The sequence below is a fragment of the Methylobacterium jeotgali genome (assembly GCF_022179345.1).
Taxonomy (GTDB): domain Bacteria; phylum Pseudomonadota; class Alphaproteobacteria; order Rhizobiales; family Beijerinckiaceae; genus Methylobacterium; species Methylobacterium jeotgali.
The window spans coordinates 1-18,472 of record NZ_BPQR01000014.1 but is presented as its reverse complement, the minus strand read 5'-3'; the positions used below and the strand labels follow the sequence as shown (position 1 = coordinate 18,472).

Genomic DNA, 18,472 nt, shown 5'->3' with positions numbered 1-18,472 from the left:
AAGGTCTCCTTCGACGCCGACAAGCTCGTCGAGAACATCAAGGCGTTCGCGGATGCCGTCTCGAAGGCGAAGCCCGCCGGCGCCAAGGGCACCTACATCCAGCGCGTCGCCGTCACCTCGACGATGGGCCCGGGCGTGAAGGTCGAGCCGGGCTCCGTGCTCACGGCCTGATCGGCCTGATCCCACGCGACGACGAAGCGCCCGGCCCCGCGAGGGACCGGGCGCTTCGCGTTTCGAGAACGGGCTTCCTGAGACCGCGCGCCCGTCAGGGCAGCAGCCGCAGGCGGCGACCGGCGAGCAGGGTCGCGGTGGCGCCGAAGAGCATCGCCGCGGCGAAGACCCAGCCGGATACGGCGCCGGCCATGATCCCGGAGAGCAGCGTGCCGACGCTGCATCCGAGCCCGGTCATCGCCCCCCAGCCGAGGAGCAGCCCACCGAGAAGCCCGCGCAGGACGTGCCCGCCCCCCGGCAGGGCCGGCCTGAACTGCCCGGCGACGAGCGCGGCGGCGAAGGCGGCGAGCACGAGGCCGCCGACGAAGAGCCCGTTCGGGGTCAGCAGGGCGTCGCGCACGGCGGTGGCGCACCCCCGGAAGGCATCGAGCCCTTCGAGCCGATCCGGCAGCAGGCCGAGGGAGGCGGCGGCCGCCCGGCTGCGGCCGCCGATCTCGGCGGTGACGCCGAGGGGACCGACCCGCAGGTAGGCGAGCGTCCCGATCGCCCCGACCGCGAGCCCGCCGAGCCAGGCCGGCCAGCGCTCGACGAAGACCGCGCGCAACGGCTCGACGCGGGCGGGGCGCGTCTCCCGCTCGGGCAGGAGACGCAGCAGCGGCACCGCGAGGGCGCCGATGACGAGGAGCGTCAGGGCGAGGGTGCCTCCGTAGCCGAGATGGCGCGGCAGCCACGCCACCGGCGCCTCGGAGATCGCGGCGAGGTAGAGGTCGTTCCAGGTCGCGAAGCCGAGCACGAAGCCGAGCGCCGTGCCGAGGAGCGCGAAGGGCGCCGTCGGCGAGCCCTCGCCGAGACGGTAGAGATGGGCGCTGATGCAGGAGCCCGAGACCGTCATGCCCGCGCCGAAGGCGGCGCCCGCCAGCGCCAAGATAGGGCTCACCGGGCCGATATGCGCGTCCGGCGGCAGCCGTGCGCCGGAAGGGTCGGGGAGCCAGCCCCCGAACACCACCGCGTAACCGGCGGCCCCCGCCGCCAGCGCCGTGAGCACGCCCAGCGCCCCGCGCGGGTCGCGGCGGTCGAGAAGGTCGCGCCACAGGCAGAAGAAGCAGAAGCGGGAGCGTTGGAGCACGAACCCGAACAGCGCCCCGAAGGTCAGCGACAGGGCGAGCCGCGTCCCGCCGGGCTCGGCGGCGAGGCGCTGCGCGGCGACGACGAGCCCGGCCGCGATCACCAGCGCGACCCCGCGCGCCAGGATCGGCGCGCGGTACCGCTCGGCCGCCGGGGCGAGCGTGGCGCCCGCCCCGACATCGCTCGCCAGGCTCACGGTCGAGCCCGTTCGGAGGCCCGCGGCCGGCGGATCACTTGCCGCCCCAGACCGTGCCGGCGACGTTGGTGATCGGCACGCCGACGGCGTTGCCATACTCGGTCCAGGAGCCGTCGTAGTTGCGGGCGTTGTAGCCGAGCACCCGCGTCAGGATGAACCAGGAGTGGCTGGAGCGCTCGCCGATGCGGCAGGAGGTGATGATCGGCTTCGAGCCGTCGATGCCGGCCTCCGCGTAGAGCTTCTTCAGCTCGGCCGGCGACTTCAGGGTGCCGTCGGCATTCACGGCCTTGCCCCAGGGCACGTTGACCGAGCCGGGGATGTGGCCGGCGCGGATCGCCAGCTCCTGGATGCCGGCCGGCGCGATGATCTTGCCGTTGAACTCATCGGGCGAGCGGATGTCGAGGATCTGCTCGTCGCGCTCCTTCTTCGCCACCGCCAGCACGTCGCCGAAGCGGGCGCGCAGGTTCGAGGCGGCCTGCGTCACCGGGAACTTCGAGGCGGCGACCTCGGGGGCACGGGTGTCGAGGGGGCGCTTCTCGGCCTCCCACTTCTTGCGGCCGCCGTCGAGGAGCTTGACGTTGTCGACAAGCCCGTACTGGGCGAGCACCCAGGCACCCCAAGCGGCGAACCAGTTGTTGTTGTCGCCGTAGAGCACCACCGTGGTGTCGCGGTCGATGCCAAGGCGCTGGGCGAGCGCGGCGAACTTCTCGGGGCTGACGATGTCGCGGGTCACCGTCTCCACGAGGTCGGTGTGCCAGGAGACGTTCGAGGCGCCGGGAATGTGTCCGCGCTCATAGACGCCGGGATCGACGCTGACCTCGACGATGCGGACCTTCGGCGAGGCGAGGTTCTTCTCCAGCCACTCCGTGGAGACGAGGGCGCCGTCATGCGGGGCCTGCGCCGCGGGGGGCGCGTTCGCCAGGGCCGGCAGCACGGGCGCCGCCGTCGCGAGGAGCAGGGCGAGAACGGTTCTGGACAGCACGGGGCGGGCACTCCGGGATCGCGGCGCAGGCCGCGGAAGGCTTCGTCGAGCCGGCCGGCAAAAGCGCGTAGCGAATATTGCCGACCAGCCCGAAAAGTATTGATGATCACAATGTCGTGCGTCAACGAAACTGTTTTTCTTAATACAATCCTTTGGAAGAACAGATTTGTTGATCAGGGCCTTGTTCGAAGAACGCTCATCCAGAGCCGTCGGATCGGAAATCTCGAACCGGGCCCGGCGCCGCCGCGAAGGCCCCGCCACGCGGCATCGCGACCCGCGCAAAAAGCGGATCGGAGGGGGCGCCATCGGCAACGGCCGTGCTACATACCGGGCCATGCGATGCTCCCTGCCGGTCTCGTCCCGCCGACGCATCCTGTGCGTCTTCCCCGCCTACACGCCGTCCTTCGGCACCTTCTCGCACGCCTATCCGCTGATGGGCGGCGTCAAGGCGTTCATGCCGCCCCAGGGACTCCTGCTGATCGCGGCCTACATGCCCGAGAGCTGGGAGTGCCGGTTCGTCGACGAGAACATCGCCCGCACGAGGCCCGAGGAGTTCGCCTGGGCGGACGCGGTGTTCGTCTCAGGCATGCACATCCAGGAGCCGCAGATCCACGACATCTGCGCGCGGGCCCACGCTGCCGGCAAGCCGGCGGTGCTCGGCGGCCCCTCGGTGTCGGGCGCGCCGGAGAAGTACCCGGATTTCGACTACCTCCACATGGGCGAGATCGGCGACGCCACGGACCGGCTCGTCGCGATCCTGGACGAGAGCCTCGCCCGGCCGGACGCCCAGGTGCGGCTGGAGACGAAGGACCGGCTCGGCCTCTCCGACTTCCCCGCACCCGCCTACGAGGCGGTGCCGCTGAAGCGCTACCTGATCGGCTCGCTGCAGTTCTCCTCGGGCTGCCCCTACCGCTGCGAGTTCTGCGACATCCCGCAGCTCTACGGCCGCCAGCCACGGCTCAAGAGCCCCGAGCAGATGTGCGCCGAGCTCGACGCCATCATCGCTCAGCCCGGCCACCCGGCGGTGGTCTACTTCGTCGACGACAACTTCATCGGCAACCGCAAGGCGACGCGGGACATGCTGCCCCACCTCGTGGCGTGGCAGAAGCGGAACGACTACCCGCTCCAGTTCGCCTGCGAGGCGACGCTCAACATGGCCAAGCAGCCCGAGATCCTCGAGCTGATGCGGCAGGCGAACTTCATGACCGTCTTCGTCGGCATCGAGACGCCGGAGGCGGAGGCGCTGAAGGGCATCGACAAGACTCACAACGCCGCCGTGCCGATGTACGAGGCGATCGAGACGCTGAACGCCTACGGCCTGGAGGTGACCTCCGGCATCATCCTCGGCCTCGACACCGACACCGACCGCTCTGAGCAGAACCTGATCGACTTCATCGACAAGTCGGCGATCCCGGTGCTGACCATCAACCTGCTCCAGGCCCTGCCCAAGACCCCGCTCTGGGACCGGCTGGAGCGGGAGGGGCGCCTGCTCCACGACGCGAGCCTCGAATCGAACGTGCTGTTCAAGCGTCCGCATGACAGCGTGGTCTCGAGCTGGCGGCGCGCCATCGCCCATGCCTACGCGCCGGAGAAGATCTTCGAGCGCTTCAAGCACCAGTGCGACGTCACCTACGGCAACCGCATCAAGACGCCGACGGCCGGCAAGCTCACGGCCACCAACCTGCGCCGAGGGCTGATCCTCGGCTTCAACATCATCACCCGCGTCGGGCTGTTCTCGGACTATCGCAAGCCGTTCTGGAACGCCGCAGGCCACGCCCTCCGGAAGGGTCAGATCGAGGCGGTGTTCAACATGGGCTTCGTCGCCCACCACCTGATCCGCTTCACCCGCGAGGCGCTCCGGGGCGAGCACAACGCCTCCTTCTATGCGGCCAAGGCCGCCGAGCGGGAGGAGGCGGGCCGCCGGAGCTGGTGGGAGAACGCCCGCCGCCGGATCGCGCCGGAGCGCGAGGCGGCCTGAGGAAGGCCCGCCGAGGAACCGGCTTGCCTGCGACCGAAAAGTCGCGCGGAAAGTCGTTCTTGGGGACTTGGCAGGGCGGGTGACAGGTTCTATACACCGCGCTCCACGAATTCACATGAGAACAAAGGAGGACGGCTGTCTGGCCGTCATCCAAACGAGATGCCGTCCGGGCGACCGGGCGGCGATGGCCGGAAGGACCCGCATGCCGGAAGGTGCGTGGGGCCGCTCCGGCCGTGTCCTGTCCGAGACTGCAGGCGCCGGGCGACCGGCTTAATCCGCAAAGCCTGCACAGACGGGGAAGACCGAATTCATCTGTCTCGCGCCGGTCCCTGTCGGGCCCGTCGAAGGCATCGGTTCGAACCATCTCGCCCATGGCGTCCGCGCATCCGCGCAGGTTCCAGGGGACAGGGCCGTGAAGCGTCGTCCAGGACGTTCCGGCTGTCTTTCGAGCGCCGAGTTCCGTCCCGGGCGGCATGTGCAACCGGCGGCACCCTGCACGGGTTCCGCCAACCGGAGAGAGCCCCAGTGGACAGGACAGCAAAAGCTGATCTCGTCTCGACGCTCAACGGCGTGTTCTCATCGACCGCCGTCGTCGTCGTGGCCCACTACAAGGGCCTCACGGTCGCCGACATGCAGAAGCTGCGTTCGCAGATGAAGCAGGCCGGCGCCACCGTGAAGGTCACGAAGAACCGCCTCGCCAACATCGCTCTCGATGGCACGGACGTCGCCTCCATCAAGCCCCTCCTGAAGGGCCCGACCCTGCTCGCCTATTCGAGCGATCCGGTCGCGGCCGCCAAGGTTGCGGTGGACTTCGCCAAGACCAACGACAAGCTCGTGATTCTTGGCGGCGCCATGGGAACGACCGCCCTGAACCCGGACGGCGTGAAGGCTCTGGCCTCGCTCCCGTCCCTCGACGAACTGCGCGCCAAGATCGTGGGCCTCGTGCAGGCTCCCGCGACCAAGATCGCCCAGGTCGTCAACGCGCCGGCGGCCAAGCTCGCCCGCGTGTTCGGGGCCTATGCCAAGAAGGACGAAGCGGCCTGAGGCTGTTTCGCACCCCTACCGAACCGATCCCTTCGAACCGATATAAAGAGGAACTGAACCATGGCTGATCTTGCCAAGCTCGTCGACGACCTCTCGTCGCTGACCGTTCTCGAGGCCGCCGATCTCGCCAAGATGCTCGAGGAGAAGTGGGGCGTCTCGGCCGCTGCCGCCGTCGCCGTGGCCGCCGGCCCGGCCGCCGGTGGTGGCGCCGCTGCCGCCGCCGAGGAGCAGACCGAGTTCACGGTCGTGCTCGCCGCTGCCGGCGACAAGAAGATCGAGGTCATCAAGGAGGTCCGCGCGATCACCGGCCTCGGCCTCAAGGAGGCCAAGGACCTCGTCGAGGGCGCCCCGAAGCCCGTCAAGGAGGCTGTGGCCAAGGACGAGGCCGAGAAGATCAAGGGCCAGCTCGAGAAGGCCGGCGCCAAGGTCGAGCTCAAGTAAGTCCCGATGGGCCGTCCCCGGCCCATCAGCTTCCGCGCGGGCCTTCCCGGCACCGCGTGACCGCAGCCCGCGGGTGTTCGCACCCGCGGGCTAAGGCCGCTTCAGGCGGCAGCATCCGAACCGCAGGCAGGTTGCCGGCGGCAAGGGGCACGAACCAGTTTCGGGTGGCGCGGTCCGGCGGGGCGCGCGTCACGGCCCGGTGCGGGAGGCGACTTCCCCGGGCGACCAGGACGCGAAGATGGTGGAGCGAGGTCAACTCATGGCCAACACGCTGGTCGGTCGCAAGCGCATTCGCAAGTTCTTCGGCAAGATCCGGGAAGTCGCCGAGATGCCGAACCTCATCGAGGTTCAGAAGGCGTCCTACGACCAGTTCCTGATGGTGGACGAGCCCGAGGGCGGGCGCGGCGACGAGGGCCTGCAGAGCGTCTTCAAGTCCGTGTTCCCGATCTCGGACTTCTCCTCGACGGCGCTGCTCGAGTTCGTCCGCTACACGTTCGAGCAGCCGAAATACGACGTCGACGAGTGCCGCCAGCGCGGCATCACCTTCGCGGCCCCGCTGAAGGTGACCCTGCGGCTCATCGTGTTCGACGTGGACCCGGACACCGGCGCCAAGTCCGTCAAGGACATCAAGGAGCAGGACGTCTATATGGGCGACATGCCGCTCATGACGGACAACGGCACCTTCATCGTCAACGGCACCGAGCGCGTCATCGTCTCGCAGATGCACCGCTCGCCGGGCGTGTTCTTCGACCACGACAAGGGCAAGACGCACTCCTCGGGCAAGCTGCTCTTCGCCGCCCGCATCATCCCCTACCGGGGCTCCTGGCTCGACGTGGAGTTCGACGCCAAGGACATCGTGCACGTGCGCATCGACCGGAAGCGCAAGCTGCCGGCGACCTCGCTGCTCTACGCGCTCGGCCTCGACGGGGAGGAGATCCTCTCGACCTTCTACAAGCAGGTCACCTACACCCGCGACGGCGCCGACTGGCGCGTGCCGTTCGATGCCGAGCGCCTGAAGGGCCTCAAGGCCTCGATCGACCTGATCGACGCCGATTCCGGCGAGGTGGTGCTGGAGGCGGGCAAGAAGCTCAACGCCCGCAACGCCCGCCAGATCAGCGAGAAGGGCACCAAGTTCCTCAAGGCGACCGACGAGGACCTCGTCGGGCAGTACATCGCCGAGGACCTCGTCAACATGAAGACCGGCGAGATCTGGGCCGAGGCCGGCGACGAGATCTCCGAGAAGCTCCTCAAGAGCCTCGAGGATGTCGGCGTCAGCGAGCTGCCGCTCCTCGACATCGACCACGTCAACGTCGGTCCTTACATCCGCAACACGCTGGCCGTGGACAAGAACTCCGGCCGCGAGGGCGCGCTGTTCGACATCTACCGCGTCATGCGCCCCGGCGAGCCGCCGACGCTCGACACGGCCGAGGCGATGTTCCACTCGCTGTTCTTCGACGCCGAGCGCTATGACCTCTCGGCGGTCGGCCGCGTGAAGATGAACATGCGCCTCGACCTCGACGCCGCAGACACCGTGCGCACGCTCCGCAAGGAGGACATGCTCGCCGTCGTCAAGGCGCTCGTGGACCTGCGCGACGGCAAGGGCGAGATCGACGACATCGACCACCTCGGCAACCGCCGGGTGCGCTCGGTCGGCGAGCTCATGGAGAACCAGTACCGTCTGGGCCTGCTCCGCATGGAGCGCGCCATCAAGGAGCGCATGTCGTCGGTCGACATCGACACCGTGATGCCGCAGGACCTCATCAACGCGAAGCCCGCGGCCGCCGCCGTGCGCGAGTTCTTCGGCTCGTCGCAGCTCTCGCAGTTCATGGACCAGACGAACCCGCTCTCCGAGGTGACGCACAAGCGCCGCCTCTCGGCGCTGGGCCCGGGCGGTCTGACCCGCGAGCGCGCCGGCTTCGAGGTGCGCGACGTGCACCCGACCCACTACGGCCGCATCTGCCCGATCGAGACGCCGGAAGGCCCGAACATCGGCCTGATCAACTCGCTGGCGACCTTCGCCCGCGTGAACAAGTACGGCTTCATCGAGACGCCCTTCCGCCGCGTGCGCGACGGCGTCGTCACCGACGAGGTCGCCTACCTCTCCGCGATGGAGGAGGCGAAGTACCACGTCGCCCAGGCCAACGCCGTCACCGACGAGAACCGCCGCCTCACAGAGGAGCTGGTGGTCTGCCGTCGCGCCGGCGAAGTCATCGTGGTCGGCCCCGAGCGGGTCGACCTCATGGACGTGTCCCCGAAGCAGCTCGTCTCGGTCGCCGCGGCGCTGATCCCGTTCCTTGAGAACGACGACGCCAACCGCGCGCTGATGGGCTCGAACATGCAGCGCCAGGCGGTGCCGCTCGTTCGCGCCGACGCTCCCTTCGTCGGCACCGGCATGGAGGCCGTGGTCGCCCGCGACTCCGGCGCCGCCATCGCCGCGCGGCGTTCGGGCATCGTCGATCAGGTCGACGCGACCCGTATCGTCATCCGCGCGACGGAAGAGGCCGACGCCAACAAGCCGGGCGTCGACATCTACCGCCTGCAGAAGTTCCAGCGCTCCAACCAGTCGACCTGCATCACGCAGAAGCCGCTGGTGCGCGTCGGCGAGCCGGTGAAGAAGGGCGAGATCATCGCCGACGGTCCCTCGACCGAATTCGGCGAGCTGGCGCTCGGCCGGAACGTGCTCGTCGCGTTCATGCCGTGGAACGGCTACAACTTCGAGGACTCGATCCTGCTCTCCGAGCGGATCGTGAAGGATGACGTGTTCACCTCGATCCACATCGAGGAGTTCGAGGTGATGGCCCGCGACACCAAGCTCGGGCCGGAGGAGATCACCCGCGACATCCCGAACGTCTCCGAGGAGGCGCTCAAGAACCTCGACGAAGCCGGCATCGTCTACATCGGCGCCGAGGTCCATGCCGGCGACATCCTCGTCGGCAAGATCACGCCGAAGGGCGAGAGCCCGATGACGCCGGAGGAGAAGCTCCTGCGCGCCATCTTCGGCGAGAAGGCGTCGGACGTGCGCGACACCAGCTTGCGGGTGCCACCGGGCGTCACCGGCACGATCGTCGAGGTGCGGGTGTTCAACCGCCACGGCGTCGACAAGGACGAGCGCGCCCAGGCGATCGAGCGCGAGGAGATCGAGCGGCTCGCCAAGGATCGCGACGACGAGCAGGCGATCCTCGACCGCAACACCTACGCGCGCCTCGCCGAGTCGCTGATCGGGCAGGCCCCGATCGCCGGCCCGAAGGGCTTCAAGAAGGACACCACGCTCACCCGCGAGGTGCTCAACGACTACCCGCGCTCGCAGTGGTGGCAGTTCGCCGTCGTCGACGACCGTCTCATGACCGAGATGGAGGCGATGCAGAAGCAGTACGACGAGTCGAAGAAGCGCCTCGAGCAGCGCTTCCTCGACAAGGTCGAGAAGCTTCAGCGCGGCGACGAGCTTCCCCCCGGCGTCATGAAGATGGTCAAGGTCTTCGTGGCGGTGAAGCGCAAGATCCAGCCCGGCGACAAGATGGCCGGCCGCCACGGCAACAAGGGCGTGGTGTCGCGCATCGTGCCGATCGAGGACATGCCGTTCCTCGAGGACGGCACGCATGCCGACATCGTGCTGAACCCCCTCGGCGTGCCCTCGCGCATGAACGTCGGCCAGATCCTCGAGACGCATCTCGGGTGGGCGGCGGCCGGCCTCGGCCGCAAGGTGTCCAAGGCGGTCGACGCCTACCTGAAGACCCAGGACATCGGCCCGCTGAAGGAGGAGATGCAGGCCATCTACTCCCCGGCGGAACTGGAGGGCCTCTCGGACGAGGAGTTGGCGGAGGTCGGCAACAACGTCCGCCGCGGCGTGCCGATGGCCACCCCGGTGTTCAACGGCGCCAAGGAAGCCGACATCGAGCAAATGCTGGAGATGGCCGGGCTCGACCGCTCGGCGCAGTCGACCCTCTACGACGGTCGCACCGGCGAGCCCTTCGACCGCAAGGTCACCATGGGCTACATCTACATGCTGAAGCTCCACCACCTCGTGGACGACAAGATCCACGCCCGCTCCATCGGCCCCTACTCGCTCGTCACCCAGCAGCCGCTGGGCGGCAAGGCGCAGTTCGGCGGCCAGCGCTTCGGCGAGATGGAGGTCTGGGCGCTGGAGGCCTACGGCGCGGCCTACACCCTGCAGGAGATGCTGACGGTGAAGTCCGACGACGTCGCCGGCCGCACCAAGGTCTACGAGGCGATCGTGCGGGGCGACGACACCTTCGAGGCGGGCATCCCGGAGAGCTTCAACGTTCTCGTCAAGGAGATGCGCTCGCTCGGCCTCAACGTCGAGCTCACCTCCTCGAAGAAGGCCGCCAACGACCAGATCGAGCCGCCGGCGGACGCCGCCGAGTAGGCTTCGAGCCAACCTCCCGTGCCGGCGTGACCCGCCGGCACGGTTCGAGCGGGGAGGGGCGGGGCCTCCGACGAGTTGGAAGACGGCCAGCAGCGCCCCGGCCGGGCGCGGCGCCGAACGGAATCGGCACGGGGGCCCAGGCGCGGGGCCGTCCCGTCAGAGAAGGAGCGGATCATGAACCAAGAGGTCATGAACCTTTTCAACCAGCAGGCCCAGCCGCAGAGCTTCGACCAGATCAAGATCTCGATCTCGTCGCCTGAGAAGATTCTCTCTTGGTCCTACGGCGAGATCAAGAAGCCTGAGACCATCAACTACCGGACCTTCAAGCCGGAGCGCGACGGCCTGTTCTGCGCGCGCATCTTCGGGCCCATCAAGGACTACGAGTGCTTGTGCGGTAAGTACAAGCGCATGAAGTACAAGGGCGTCATCTGCGAGAAGTGCGGCGTCGAGGTCACCCTCGCGCGCGTCCGGCGCGACCGCATGGGCCATATCGAGCTGGCCGCCCCCGTCGCCCATATCTGGTTCCTGAAATCGCTGCCGAGCCGCATTGGCCTGCTGCTCGACATGGCGCTCAAGGACCTCGAGCGGATCCTCTACTTCGAGTCCTACTGCGTCATCGAGCCGGGCCTCACCCCCCTGAAGGAGCGTCAGCTCCTCTCGGAGGAGGAGTACCTGCGCGCCCAGGAGGAGTACGGCGAGGACTCGTTCACGGCGATGATCGGCGCCGAGGCGATCCGGCGCATCCTGCAGGAGCTCGACCTCGACGGCATCGCCAACAGCCTGCGGGAGGAGATCGCCACCACGACCTCCGAGCTGAAGCCGAAGAAGCTCCTCAAGCGCCTGAAGATCATCGAGGCCTTCCAGCAGTCCGGCAACCGGCCGGAGTGGATGATCCTCACCGTGGTGCCGGTGATCCCGCCGGACCTGCGCCCGCTCGTTCCCCTCGACGGCGGCCGCTTCGCCACGTCCGACCTCAACGACCTCTACCGCCGCGTCATCAACCGCAACAACCGCCTCAAGCGGCTGATCGAGCTGCGGGCGCCCGACATCATCATCCGCAACGAGAAGCGGATGCTGCAGGAGGCGGTCGACGCCCTGTTCGACAACGGCCGCCGCGGCCGCGTCATCACCGGCGCCAACAAGCGCCCGCTGAAGTCGCTCGCCGACATGCTCAAGGGCAAGCAGGGCCGCTTCCGCCAGAACCTGCTCGGCAAGCGCGTCGACTACTCCGGCCGCTCGGTCATCGTGGTCGGCCCGGAGCTGAAGCTGCACCAGTGCGGCCTGCCGAAGAAGATGGCGCTGGAGCTGTTCAAGCCGTTCATCTACGCGCGCCTCGACGCCAAGGGCTTCTCGGCCACCGTCAAGCAGGCCAAGAAGCTCGTCGAGAAGGAGAAGCCCGAGGTCTGGGACATCCTGGACGAGGTGATCCGCGAGCATCCCGTGATGCTCAACCGGGCGCCGACGCTCCACCGCCTCGGCATCCAGGCCTTCGAGCCGAAGCTGATCGAGGGCAAGGCGATCCAGCTCCACCCGCTGGTCTGCGCCGCGTTCAACGCCGACTTCGACGGCGACCAGATGGCCGTGCACGTCCCGCTGTCGCTCGAGGCGCAGCTGGAAGCGCGCGTCCTGATGATGTCGACCAACAACATCCTGCACCCGGCCAACGGTCAGCCGATCATCGTGCCCTCGCAGGACATCGTGCTCGGCCTCTACTACCTGTCGATCGTGGCCGAGGGCGCACCGGGCGAGTTCAAGCCGGGCAACACGAAGAACCCGATGCAGGGCGTCTACGGTAACCTCGGCGAACTCGAGCACGCGCTCGCCGCCAAGGCCGTCTCGCTGCACTCGAAGATCAAGTGGCGCTGGAAGGGCATTGGCCCCGACGGCGAGCCGCTGACCAAGACCTACGACACCACCCCCGGCCGCGTGATCCTGTCCGGCGCCCTGCCGCTGCACGCCAAGGTGCCCTTCGACGTCGTGAACAAGCTCATGACGAAGAAGGAGATCTCGGCGATGATCGACACCGTCTACCGCCACTGCGGTCAGAAGGAGTCGGTGATCTTCTGCGACCGCATCATGGGTCTCGGCTTCACCCACGCGTTCAAGGCCGGCATCTCGTTCGGCAAGGACGACATGGTCGTGCCGGACAACAAATGGTCCATCGTCGACGACACCCGCACGCTCGTGAAGGACTACGAGCAGCAGTACAACGACGGTCTGATCACCCAGGGCGAGAAGTACAACAAGGTCGTCGACGCCTGGGCGAAGTGCTCCGACAAGCTCGCCGCCGAGATGATGGGCCGCATCTCCTCCGTGCAGAAGGACGAGCACGGCGCCGACAAGCAGGTCAACTCGATCTACATGATGAGCCACTCCGGTGCGCGCGGCTCGCCGGCGCAGATGAAGCAGCTCGCGGCGATGCGCGGCCTGATGGCCAAGCCCTCCGGCGAGATCATCGAGACGCCGATCATCTCGAACTTCAAGGAAGGCCTCGACGTTCTCGAGTACTTCAACTCGACCCACGGCGCCCGCAAGGGCCTCGCCGACACCGCGCTCAAGACCGCGAACTCCGGCTACCTGACCCGCCGCCTCGTCGACGTGGCCCAGGACGCCGTCATCCGCGAGAAGGATTGCGGCACGACGAACGGCATCCGCATGCGGGCCATCGTCGACGCCGGCCAGGTGGTGGCGACCCTCGCCACCCGCATCCTCGGCCGCGCCGCGGCGGAGGACCTGGTCGCGCAGGACGGCACCGTGATCGTGGCGACCGGCGAGACCATCGAGGAGAAGCATCTCCCGGCGATCACCGCCGCCGGCATCCAGGAGGTGAAGATCCGCTCGGTCCTCGTCTGCGCGACGAAGAGCGGCGTCTGCGCCACCTGCTACGGGCGCGACCTCGCCCGCGGCACGCCCGTCAACATGGGCGAGGCGGTCGGCGTCATCGCGGCGCAGTCCATCGGCGAGCCGGGCACCCAGCTCACCATGCGCACCTTCCACATCGGCGGCGCCGCGCAGATCGCCGACTCGTCCTTCATCGAGTCGAGCTTCGAGGGCACCATCAAGATCCGCAACCGGGCGCTCGCCCGGAACTCGGACGGCGACCTCATCGCCACCGGCCGCAACGTGGCCGTGGTGATCGTGGGCTCCGACGGGGCGGAGCGCGCCGTGCACCGTCTCCAGTACGGAGCGCGTGTGCGGGTCGACGAGGGCGACAAGGTGAAGCGCGGCCAGCGCATCGCTGAGTGGGACCCCTACACCCGCCCGATCATCACGGAAGCCGACGGCGTGGTCGCCTACGAGGACCTCTACGACGGCCAGTCCATCACCGAGACGACCGACGAGTCCACGGGCATCGCCAAGCGCGTGGTCATCGACTGGCGCGGCTCGCCGCGCACGTCGGACCTCAAGCCGGCGATGGTCATCCACGACGCCTCGGGCAAGCCGATCAAGCTGCCCCGCGGCTCGGAGGCCCGCTACTTCCTGCCGGTCGACGCCATCATCGGCTACGATCCCGGCGGCAAGGTGAAGGCCGGCGACATCCTCGCCCGCGTCTCGACGGACTCCGCCAAGACCCGCGACATCACCGGCGGTCTGCCGCGGGTGGCGGAGCTGTTCGAGGCGCGCCGCCCCAAGGACGCGGCGATCATCGCCGAGAAGTCGGGCACCATCGCCTTCGGCCGCGACTACAAGAACAAGCGTCGTCTCACGCTGACGCCGCATGACGGTTCGGAGGCGGTCGAGTACCTGATCCCGAAGGGCAAGCACATCCACCTTCAGGACGGGGACGTGGTCGAGCTCGGCGACTACATCGTTGACGGCAACCCGGCGCCGCACGACATCCTGGCCATCAAGGGCGTCGAGGAGCTCGCCGCCTACCTCGTGAACGAGATCCAGGAGGTCTACCGGCTCCAGGGCGTTTCGATCAACGACAAGCACATCGAGGTGATCGTCCGGCAGATGCTGCAGAAGGTCGAGGTCACGGACGGCGGCGATTCCGACATCCTGTCGGGCGACCAGATCGACCGCACGGAGCTGACCGAGATCAACGAGCGGCTGATCGCCGAGGGCAAGAAGCCGATCGAGGGCGTGCCCGTCCTGCTCGGCATCACCAAGGCCTCGCTGCAGACCAAGTCGTTCATCTCGGCGGCCTCGTTCCAGGAGACGACCCGCGTCCTCACCGAGGCGGCCGTCAACGGCAAGGTCGACCACCTCGAGGGCCTCAAGGAGAACGTCATCGTCGGCTCGCTCATCCCGGCCGGCACCGGCTCGCTGGCCGCCGACATCCGGGCCGTGGCGCGCCGGCGCGACGGGCTGATTCTCCAGCAGCGGCAGGCGGAGAGCGCGGCGAACACCTTCGAGGAGCTGCCGCCCGCCGCCGAGTGAGTCGCGGACGGCGGAGATCGCGAGAATCGAAAGGGCGGCCCGCGAGGCCGCCCTTTCTTTTTGGGCGCGCAACCCGCTTCGAGACGCGCACCGGCGTCCCCGTCGGCGACTGAAATCCTTCGATGCGCTTATCGGGGCACGGAAAATCCCGTCGCGGCATTGACGATGACACCGGTGCCGCGTAGAAGCGCGCCACTCCGATCGCTCGTGAGTCTCCGACGACGCGAAACCCCAGGGTTTCGATATCCGTCGCAGGCCGACGCCGGAGCCCACAAACCTGACGTGACTGTCAGAACCGATGACACGAGCGCGTGCGAGCGTGCTCCTCTGTCCTCACCACGCCAGAGGCCGCCAGCGGCCCATGGCGTTATTCGTTTTTGCGATCGGCCGCCTTCGGGCCGTTCGGAAGAGGAACCAGGATGCCGACGATCAACCAGCTGATCGCCCAGCCGCGGAAGGCTCAGAAGGCCCGCAACAAGGTGCCGGCGCTCGACGCCTGCCCCCAGAAGCGCGGCGTCTGCACCCGCGTCTACACGACGACGCCGAAGAAGCCGAACTCGGCGCTCCGCAAGGTCGCCAAGGTCCGCCTCACCAACGGCTTCGAGGTGATCGGCTACATCCCCGGCGAGGGCCACAACCTTCAGGAGCACTCCGTGGTGATGATCCGCGGCGGCCGCGTGAAGGACCTTCCGGGTGTGCGCTACCACATCCTGCGCGGCGTGCTCGACACGCAGGGCGTCAAGAACCGCAAGCAGCGCCGCTCCAAGTACGGCGCCAAGCGTCCGAAGTAATTTCTTCGGACAGGCCGATACGAATTTCCACGGCCTCGTAAGGATGCCGCTGCTCTCCGGAGAAAGGCGGCCTGCGCGAGGTGCTTCAGACCATAGTTTTCGAAGGTCGAAACAATGTCCCGTCGTCACTCAGCCGAGAAGCGCGAGATCATCCCCGACGCCAAGTACGGCGACGTGGTGCTGACCAAATTCATGAACTCGATCATGTACGAGGGCAAGAAGTCGGTCGCCGAGCGCATCGTCTACGGTGCCTTCGACATCGTCGAGAACCGTGCCCGCGCCAACCCGATCGAGGTGTTCCGCGCCGCCCTCGACAACGTCGCCCCGGCGATCGAGGTGCGCTCCCGCCGCGTCGGCGGCGCTACTTACCAGGTCCCGGTCGAGGTCCGCACCGAGCGCCGCCAGGCGCTCGCCATCCGCTGGCTGATCCAGGCGGCCCGCGGCCGCAACGACCGCACCATGGTCGAGCGCCTCTCCGCCGAGCTGCTCGACGCCGCCAACAACCGCGGCAACGCGGTGAAGAAGCGCGAGGACACCCACCGGATGGCCGAGGCCAACCGCGCCTTCTCGCACTACCGCTGGTAATTCCCGCAGGCGCAGCCACCGGGCCGCGCCCTGTCCGCCCTATCCGGAGAGACCCCGATGCCCCGCACGCATGCGATCGAGGACTACCGCAACTTCGGCATCATGGCCCACATCGATGCCGGCAAGACCACGACCACCGAGCGGGTCCTGTACTACACCGGAAAGTCCCACAAGATCGGCGAGGTCCATGAGGGCGCCGCCACCATGGACTGGATGGAGCAGGAGCAGGAGCGCGGCATCACCATCACGTCCGCCGCGACGACGTGCTTCTGGCGCGAGAAGCGCCTGAACATCATCGACACCCCCGGCCACGTCGACTTCACCATCGAGGTGGAGCGCTCGCTCCGCGTGCTCGACGGCGCCGTCTGCGTGCTCGACGGCAACCAGGGCGTGGAGCCCCAGACCGAGACGGTGTGGCGCCAGGCCGACAAGTACGACGTGCCGCGCATCGTGTTCGTCAACAAGATGGACAAGATCGGCGCCGACTTCTTCAAGTGCGTGGCCGACATCATCGACCGCGTCGCCGGCAAGCCCGTCTGCCTGCAGCTGCCGATCGGCTCCGAGTCGAACTTCCAGGGCGTCGTCGACCTCATCAAGATGAAGGCCATCGTCTGGTCCGGCGAGGCGCTCGGCGCCAACTTCTCCGAGGAGGAGATCCCGGCCGACCTGAAGGATCAGGCCGTCGAGTACCGCACCAAGCTGATCGAGGCCTGCGTCGAGCTCGACGACGACGCCATGTCCGCCTATCTCGACGGCAACGAGCCGGACGAGGCGACCCTGCGCACCCTGGTGCGCAAGGCGGTGCAGCTGCGCGCCTTCCATCCGGTGCTGTGCGGCTCGGCCTTCAAGAACAAGGGCGTCCAGCCCCTCCTCGACGCCGTCGTCGACTACCTGCCGTCCCCCGCCGACCGCGGCGAGATCAAGGGTATCGACTTCAAGACCGAGGAAGAGACCGTCCGGAGGCCCTCCGATTCCGACCCGTTCTCCATGCTCGCCTTCAAGATCATGGACGACCCCCATGTCGGCACGATCACCTTCTGCCGCGTCTACTCGGGCAAGGTCGAGTCGGGCGCCAACGTCATCAACTCGACCCGCGACAAGAAGGAGCGGGTGGGGCGGATGCTGCTGATGCACGCCAACAACCGCGAGGACATCAAGGAGGCCTTCGCCGGCGACATCGTGGCGCTGGCCGGCCTTAAGGACACCCGCACTGGCGACACGCTCTGCGATCCGCAGAAGGCAGTGATCCTGGAACGGATGGAGTTCCCGGAGCCCGTCATTGAGATCGCCGTCGAGCCGAAGTCGAAGGCCGACCAGGAGAAGCTCGGCATCGCGCTCTCGAAGCTCGCCGCCGAGGACCCGTCCTTCCGCGTCTCCACGGACCAGGAGTCGGGCCAGACCATCCTTCGCGGGATGGGCGAGCTCCACCTGGACATCAAGGTCGACATTCTGCGCCGCACCTACAAGGTCGACGCCAATATCGGCCAGCCGCAGGTGGCGTACCGCGAGAAGCTGACCCGCCGTCAGGAGATCGACTACACTCACAAGAAGCAGACCGGCGGCACCGGCCAGTTCGCCCGCGTCAAGCTGGTGGTCGAGCCGAACGAGCCGGGCGCGGGCTTCTCGTTCGAGTCGAAGATCGTCGGCGGCGCGGTGCCGAAGGAGTACATCCCCGGCGTCGAGAAGGGGCTGAACTCGGTGCTCGGCGCCGGCATCCTCGCCGGCTTCCCGGTGGTCGACATCAAGGTCGAGCTCGTCGACGGCGCCTTCCACGACGTGGACTCTTCGGCGCTGGCCTTCGAGATCGCCTCTCGCGCCGCGCTCCGCGAGGCGCTCCAGAAGGGCGGCTCGGTGCTGCTCGAGCCGGTGATGAAGGTCGAGGTCGTGTCGCCTGAGGACTACACCGGCTCGGTGATCGGCGACCTGAATTCCCGGCGCGGCCAGATCCAGGGCCAGGACATGCGCGGCAACGCCAACGTCATCAACGCGATGGTGCCGCTCGCCAACATGTTCGGCTACGTGAACAACCTGCGCTCCATGAGCCAGGGCCGGGCGAACTTCACCATGCAGTTCGACCACTACGAAGAGGTGCCGCGCGGCGAGGCGGACAAGGTCATCGCCAAGTACGCGTAACCCCTTTCGGCAGACATCAGCCGCGGAAGGCGGCCCGGTGACGGGCCCTTCCGCGAATTCTCGGACCCTACGGAGGCTACCATGGCCAAAGAGAAGTTTTCGCGCACGAAGCCGCACTGCAACATTGGCACGATTGGTCACGTTGATCACGGCAAGACGTCTCTGACGGCGGCGATCACGAAGGTTCTTGCGGAGTCGGGCGGGGCGACGTTCACGGCCTACGACCAGATCGACAAGGCTCCGGAGGAGAAGGCGCGCG

General features: G+C 67.8%; 11 protein-coding genes and 1 pseudogene. 10 read left to right on the top strand and 2 right to left on the bottom strand.

All coding sequences use genetic code 11. The features are described from left to right. Window positions 1-171 (top strand): annotated as a pseudogene (locus MFF04_RS04620) (50S ribosomal protein L1); the annotation flags it as partial. A 94-nt stretch (window positions 172-265) separates the two neighbouring features. Here the strand turns inward: MFF04_RS04620 and MFF04_RS04615 are convergent. Beyond that, window positions 266-1,492, bottom strand: coding sequence for a YeeE/YedE thiosulfate transporter family protein (locus MFF04_RS04615; RefSeq protein ID WP_238274291.1), 1,227 nt, complete (start codon window positions 1,490-1,492; stop codon window positions 266-268). 34 nt (window positions 1,493-1,526) lie between these two features. Beyond that, window positions 1,527-2,426: a sulfurtransferase gene (locus MFF04_RS04610; RefSeq protein WP_238274293.1), complete on the bottom strand. Its 900-nt coding sequence runs from the start codon at window positions 2,424-2,426 to the stop codon at window positions 1,527-1,529. Between the two features lie 382 nt (window positions 2,427-2,808). Here MFF04_RS04610 and MFF04_RS04605 point away from each other — a divergent pair, with 382 nt between their 5' ends. From MFF04_RS04605 to MFF04_RS04565, 9 genes are all read left to right on the top strand, one after another. Next, window positions 2,809-4,452 carry a B12-binding domain-containing radical SAM protein gene (locus tag MFF04_RS04605; RefSeq protein WP_238274290.1) on the top strand — a complete coding sequence of 548 codons (1,644 nt, stop codon included), beginning with the start codon at window positions 2,809-2,811 and terminating at the stop codon, window positions 4,450-4,452. A gap of 525 nt (window positions 4,453-4,977) precedes the next feature. Then, window positions 4,978-5,496 carry a 50S ribosomal protein L10 gene (gene rplJ, locus MFF04_RS04600; RefSeq protein ID WP_238274289.1) on the top strand — a complete coding sequence of 173 codons (519 nt, stop codon included), beginning with the start codon at window positions 4,978-4,980 and terminating at the stop codon, window positions 5,494-5,496. A gap of 60 nt (window positions 5,497-5,556) precedes the next feature. Further along, window positions 5,557-5,937, top strand: a complete 381-nt coding sequence (gene rplL, locus MFF04_RS04595; RefSeq protein WP_238274288.1) for a 50S ribosomal protein L7/L12 — start codon at window positions 5,557-5,559, stop codon at window positions 5,935-5,937. 259 nt (window positions 5,938-6,196) lie between these two features. Continuing rightward, window positions 6,197-10,321: a DNA-directed RNA polymerase subunit beta gene (gene rpoB, locus MFF04_RS04590; RefSeq protein WP_238274287.1), complete on the top strand. Its 4,125-nt coding sequence runs from the start codon at window positions 6,197-6,199 to the stop codon at window positions 10,319-10,321. A gap of 174 nt (window positions 10,322-10,495) precedes the next feature. Next, window positions 10,496-14,704: a DNA-directed RNA polymerase subunit beta' gene (gene rpoC, locus MFF04_RS04585; protein ID WP_238274286.1), complete on the top strand. Its 4,209-nt coding sequence runs from the start codon at window positions 10,496-10,498 to the stop codon at window positions 14,702-14,704. 419 nt (window positions 14,705-15,123) lie between these two features. Beyond that, window positions 15,124-15,495, top strand: a complete 372-nt coding sequence (gene rpsL, locus MFF04_RS04580) for a 30S ribosomal protein S12 (protein ID WP_109895591.1) — start codon at window positions 15,124-15,126, stop codon at window positions 15,493-15,495. Between the two features lie 114 nt (window positions 15,496-15,609). After that, entirely contained in the window at window positions 15,610-16,080 is a 471-nt protein-coding gene (rpsG, locus tag MFF04_RS04575; protein WP_238274285.1) for a 30S ribosomal protein S7, read from the top strand. Between the two features lie 57 nt (window positions 16,081-16,137). Then, window positions 16,138-18,213, top strand: coding sequence for an elongation factor G (fusA, locus tag MFF04_RS04570; RefSeq protein WP_238274284.1), 2,076 nt, complete (start codon window positions 16,138-16,140; stop codon window positions 18,211-18,213). Window positions 18,214-18,294: 81 nt separating this feature from the next. After that, a partial coding sequence (locus tag MFF04_RS04565) for a GTP-binding protein (protein WP_238274292.1) occupies window positions 18,295-18,472 on the top strand: 178 nt, incomplete at its 3' end.

Bases quoted from the DNA above. Each gene is read 5' to 3' on its own strand.
- fusA (WP_238274284.1), top strand. From the start codon at position 16,138: ATGCCCCGCACGCATGCGATCGAGGACTACCGCAACTTCGGCATCATG.
- rpoC (WP_238274286.1), top strand. From the start codon at position 10,496: ATGAACCAAGAGGTCATGAACCTTTTCAACCAGCAGGCCCAGCCGCAG.
- rpsG (WP_238274285.1), top strand. From the start codon at position 15,610: ATGTCCCGTCGTCACTCAGCCGAGAAGCGCGAGATCATCCCCGACGCC.
- MFF04_RS04605 (WP_238274290.1), top strand. From the start codon at position 2,809: ATGCGATGCTCCCTGCCGGTCTCGTCCCGCCGACGCATCCTGTGCGTC.
- rpoB (WP_238274287.1), top strand. From the start codon at position 6,197: ATGGCCAACACGCTGGTCGGTCGCAAGCGCATTCGCAAGTTCTTCGGC.
- rplL (WP_238274288.1), top strand. From the start codon at position 5,557: ATGGCTGATCTTGCCAAGCTCGTCGACGACCTCTCGTCGCTGACCGTT.
- rpsL (WP_109895591.1), top strand. From the start codon at position 15,124: ATGCCGACGATCAACCAGCTGATCGCCCAGCCGCGGAAGGCTCAGAAG.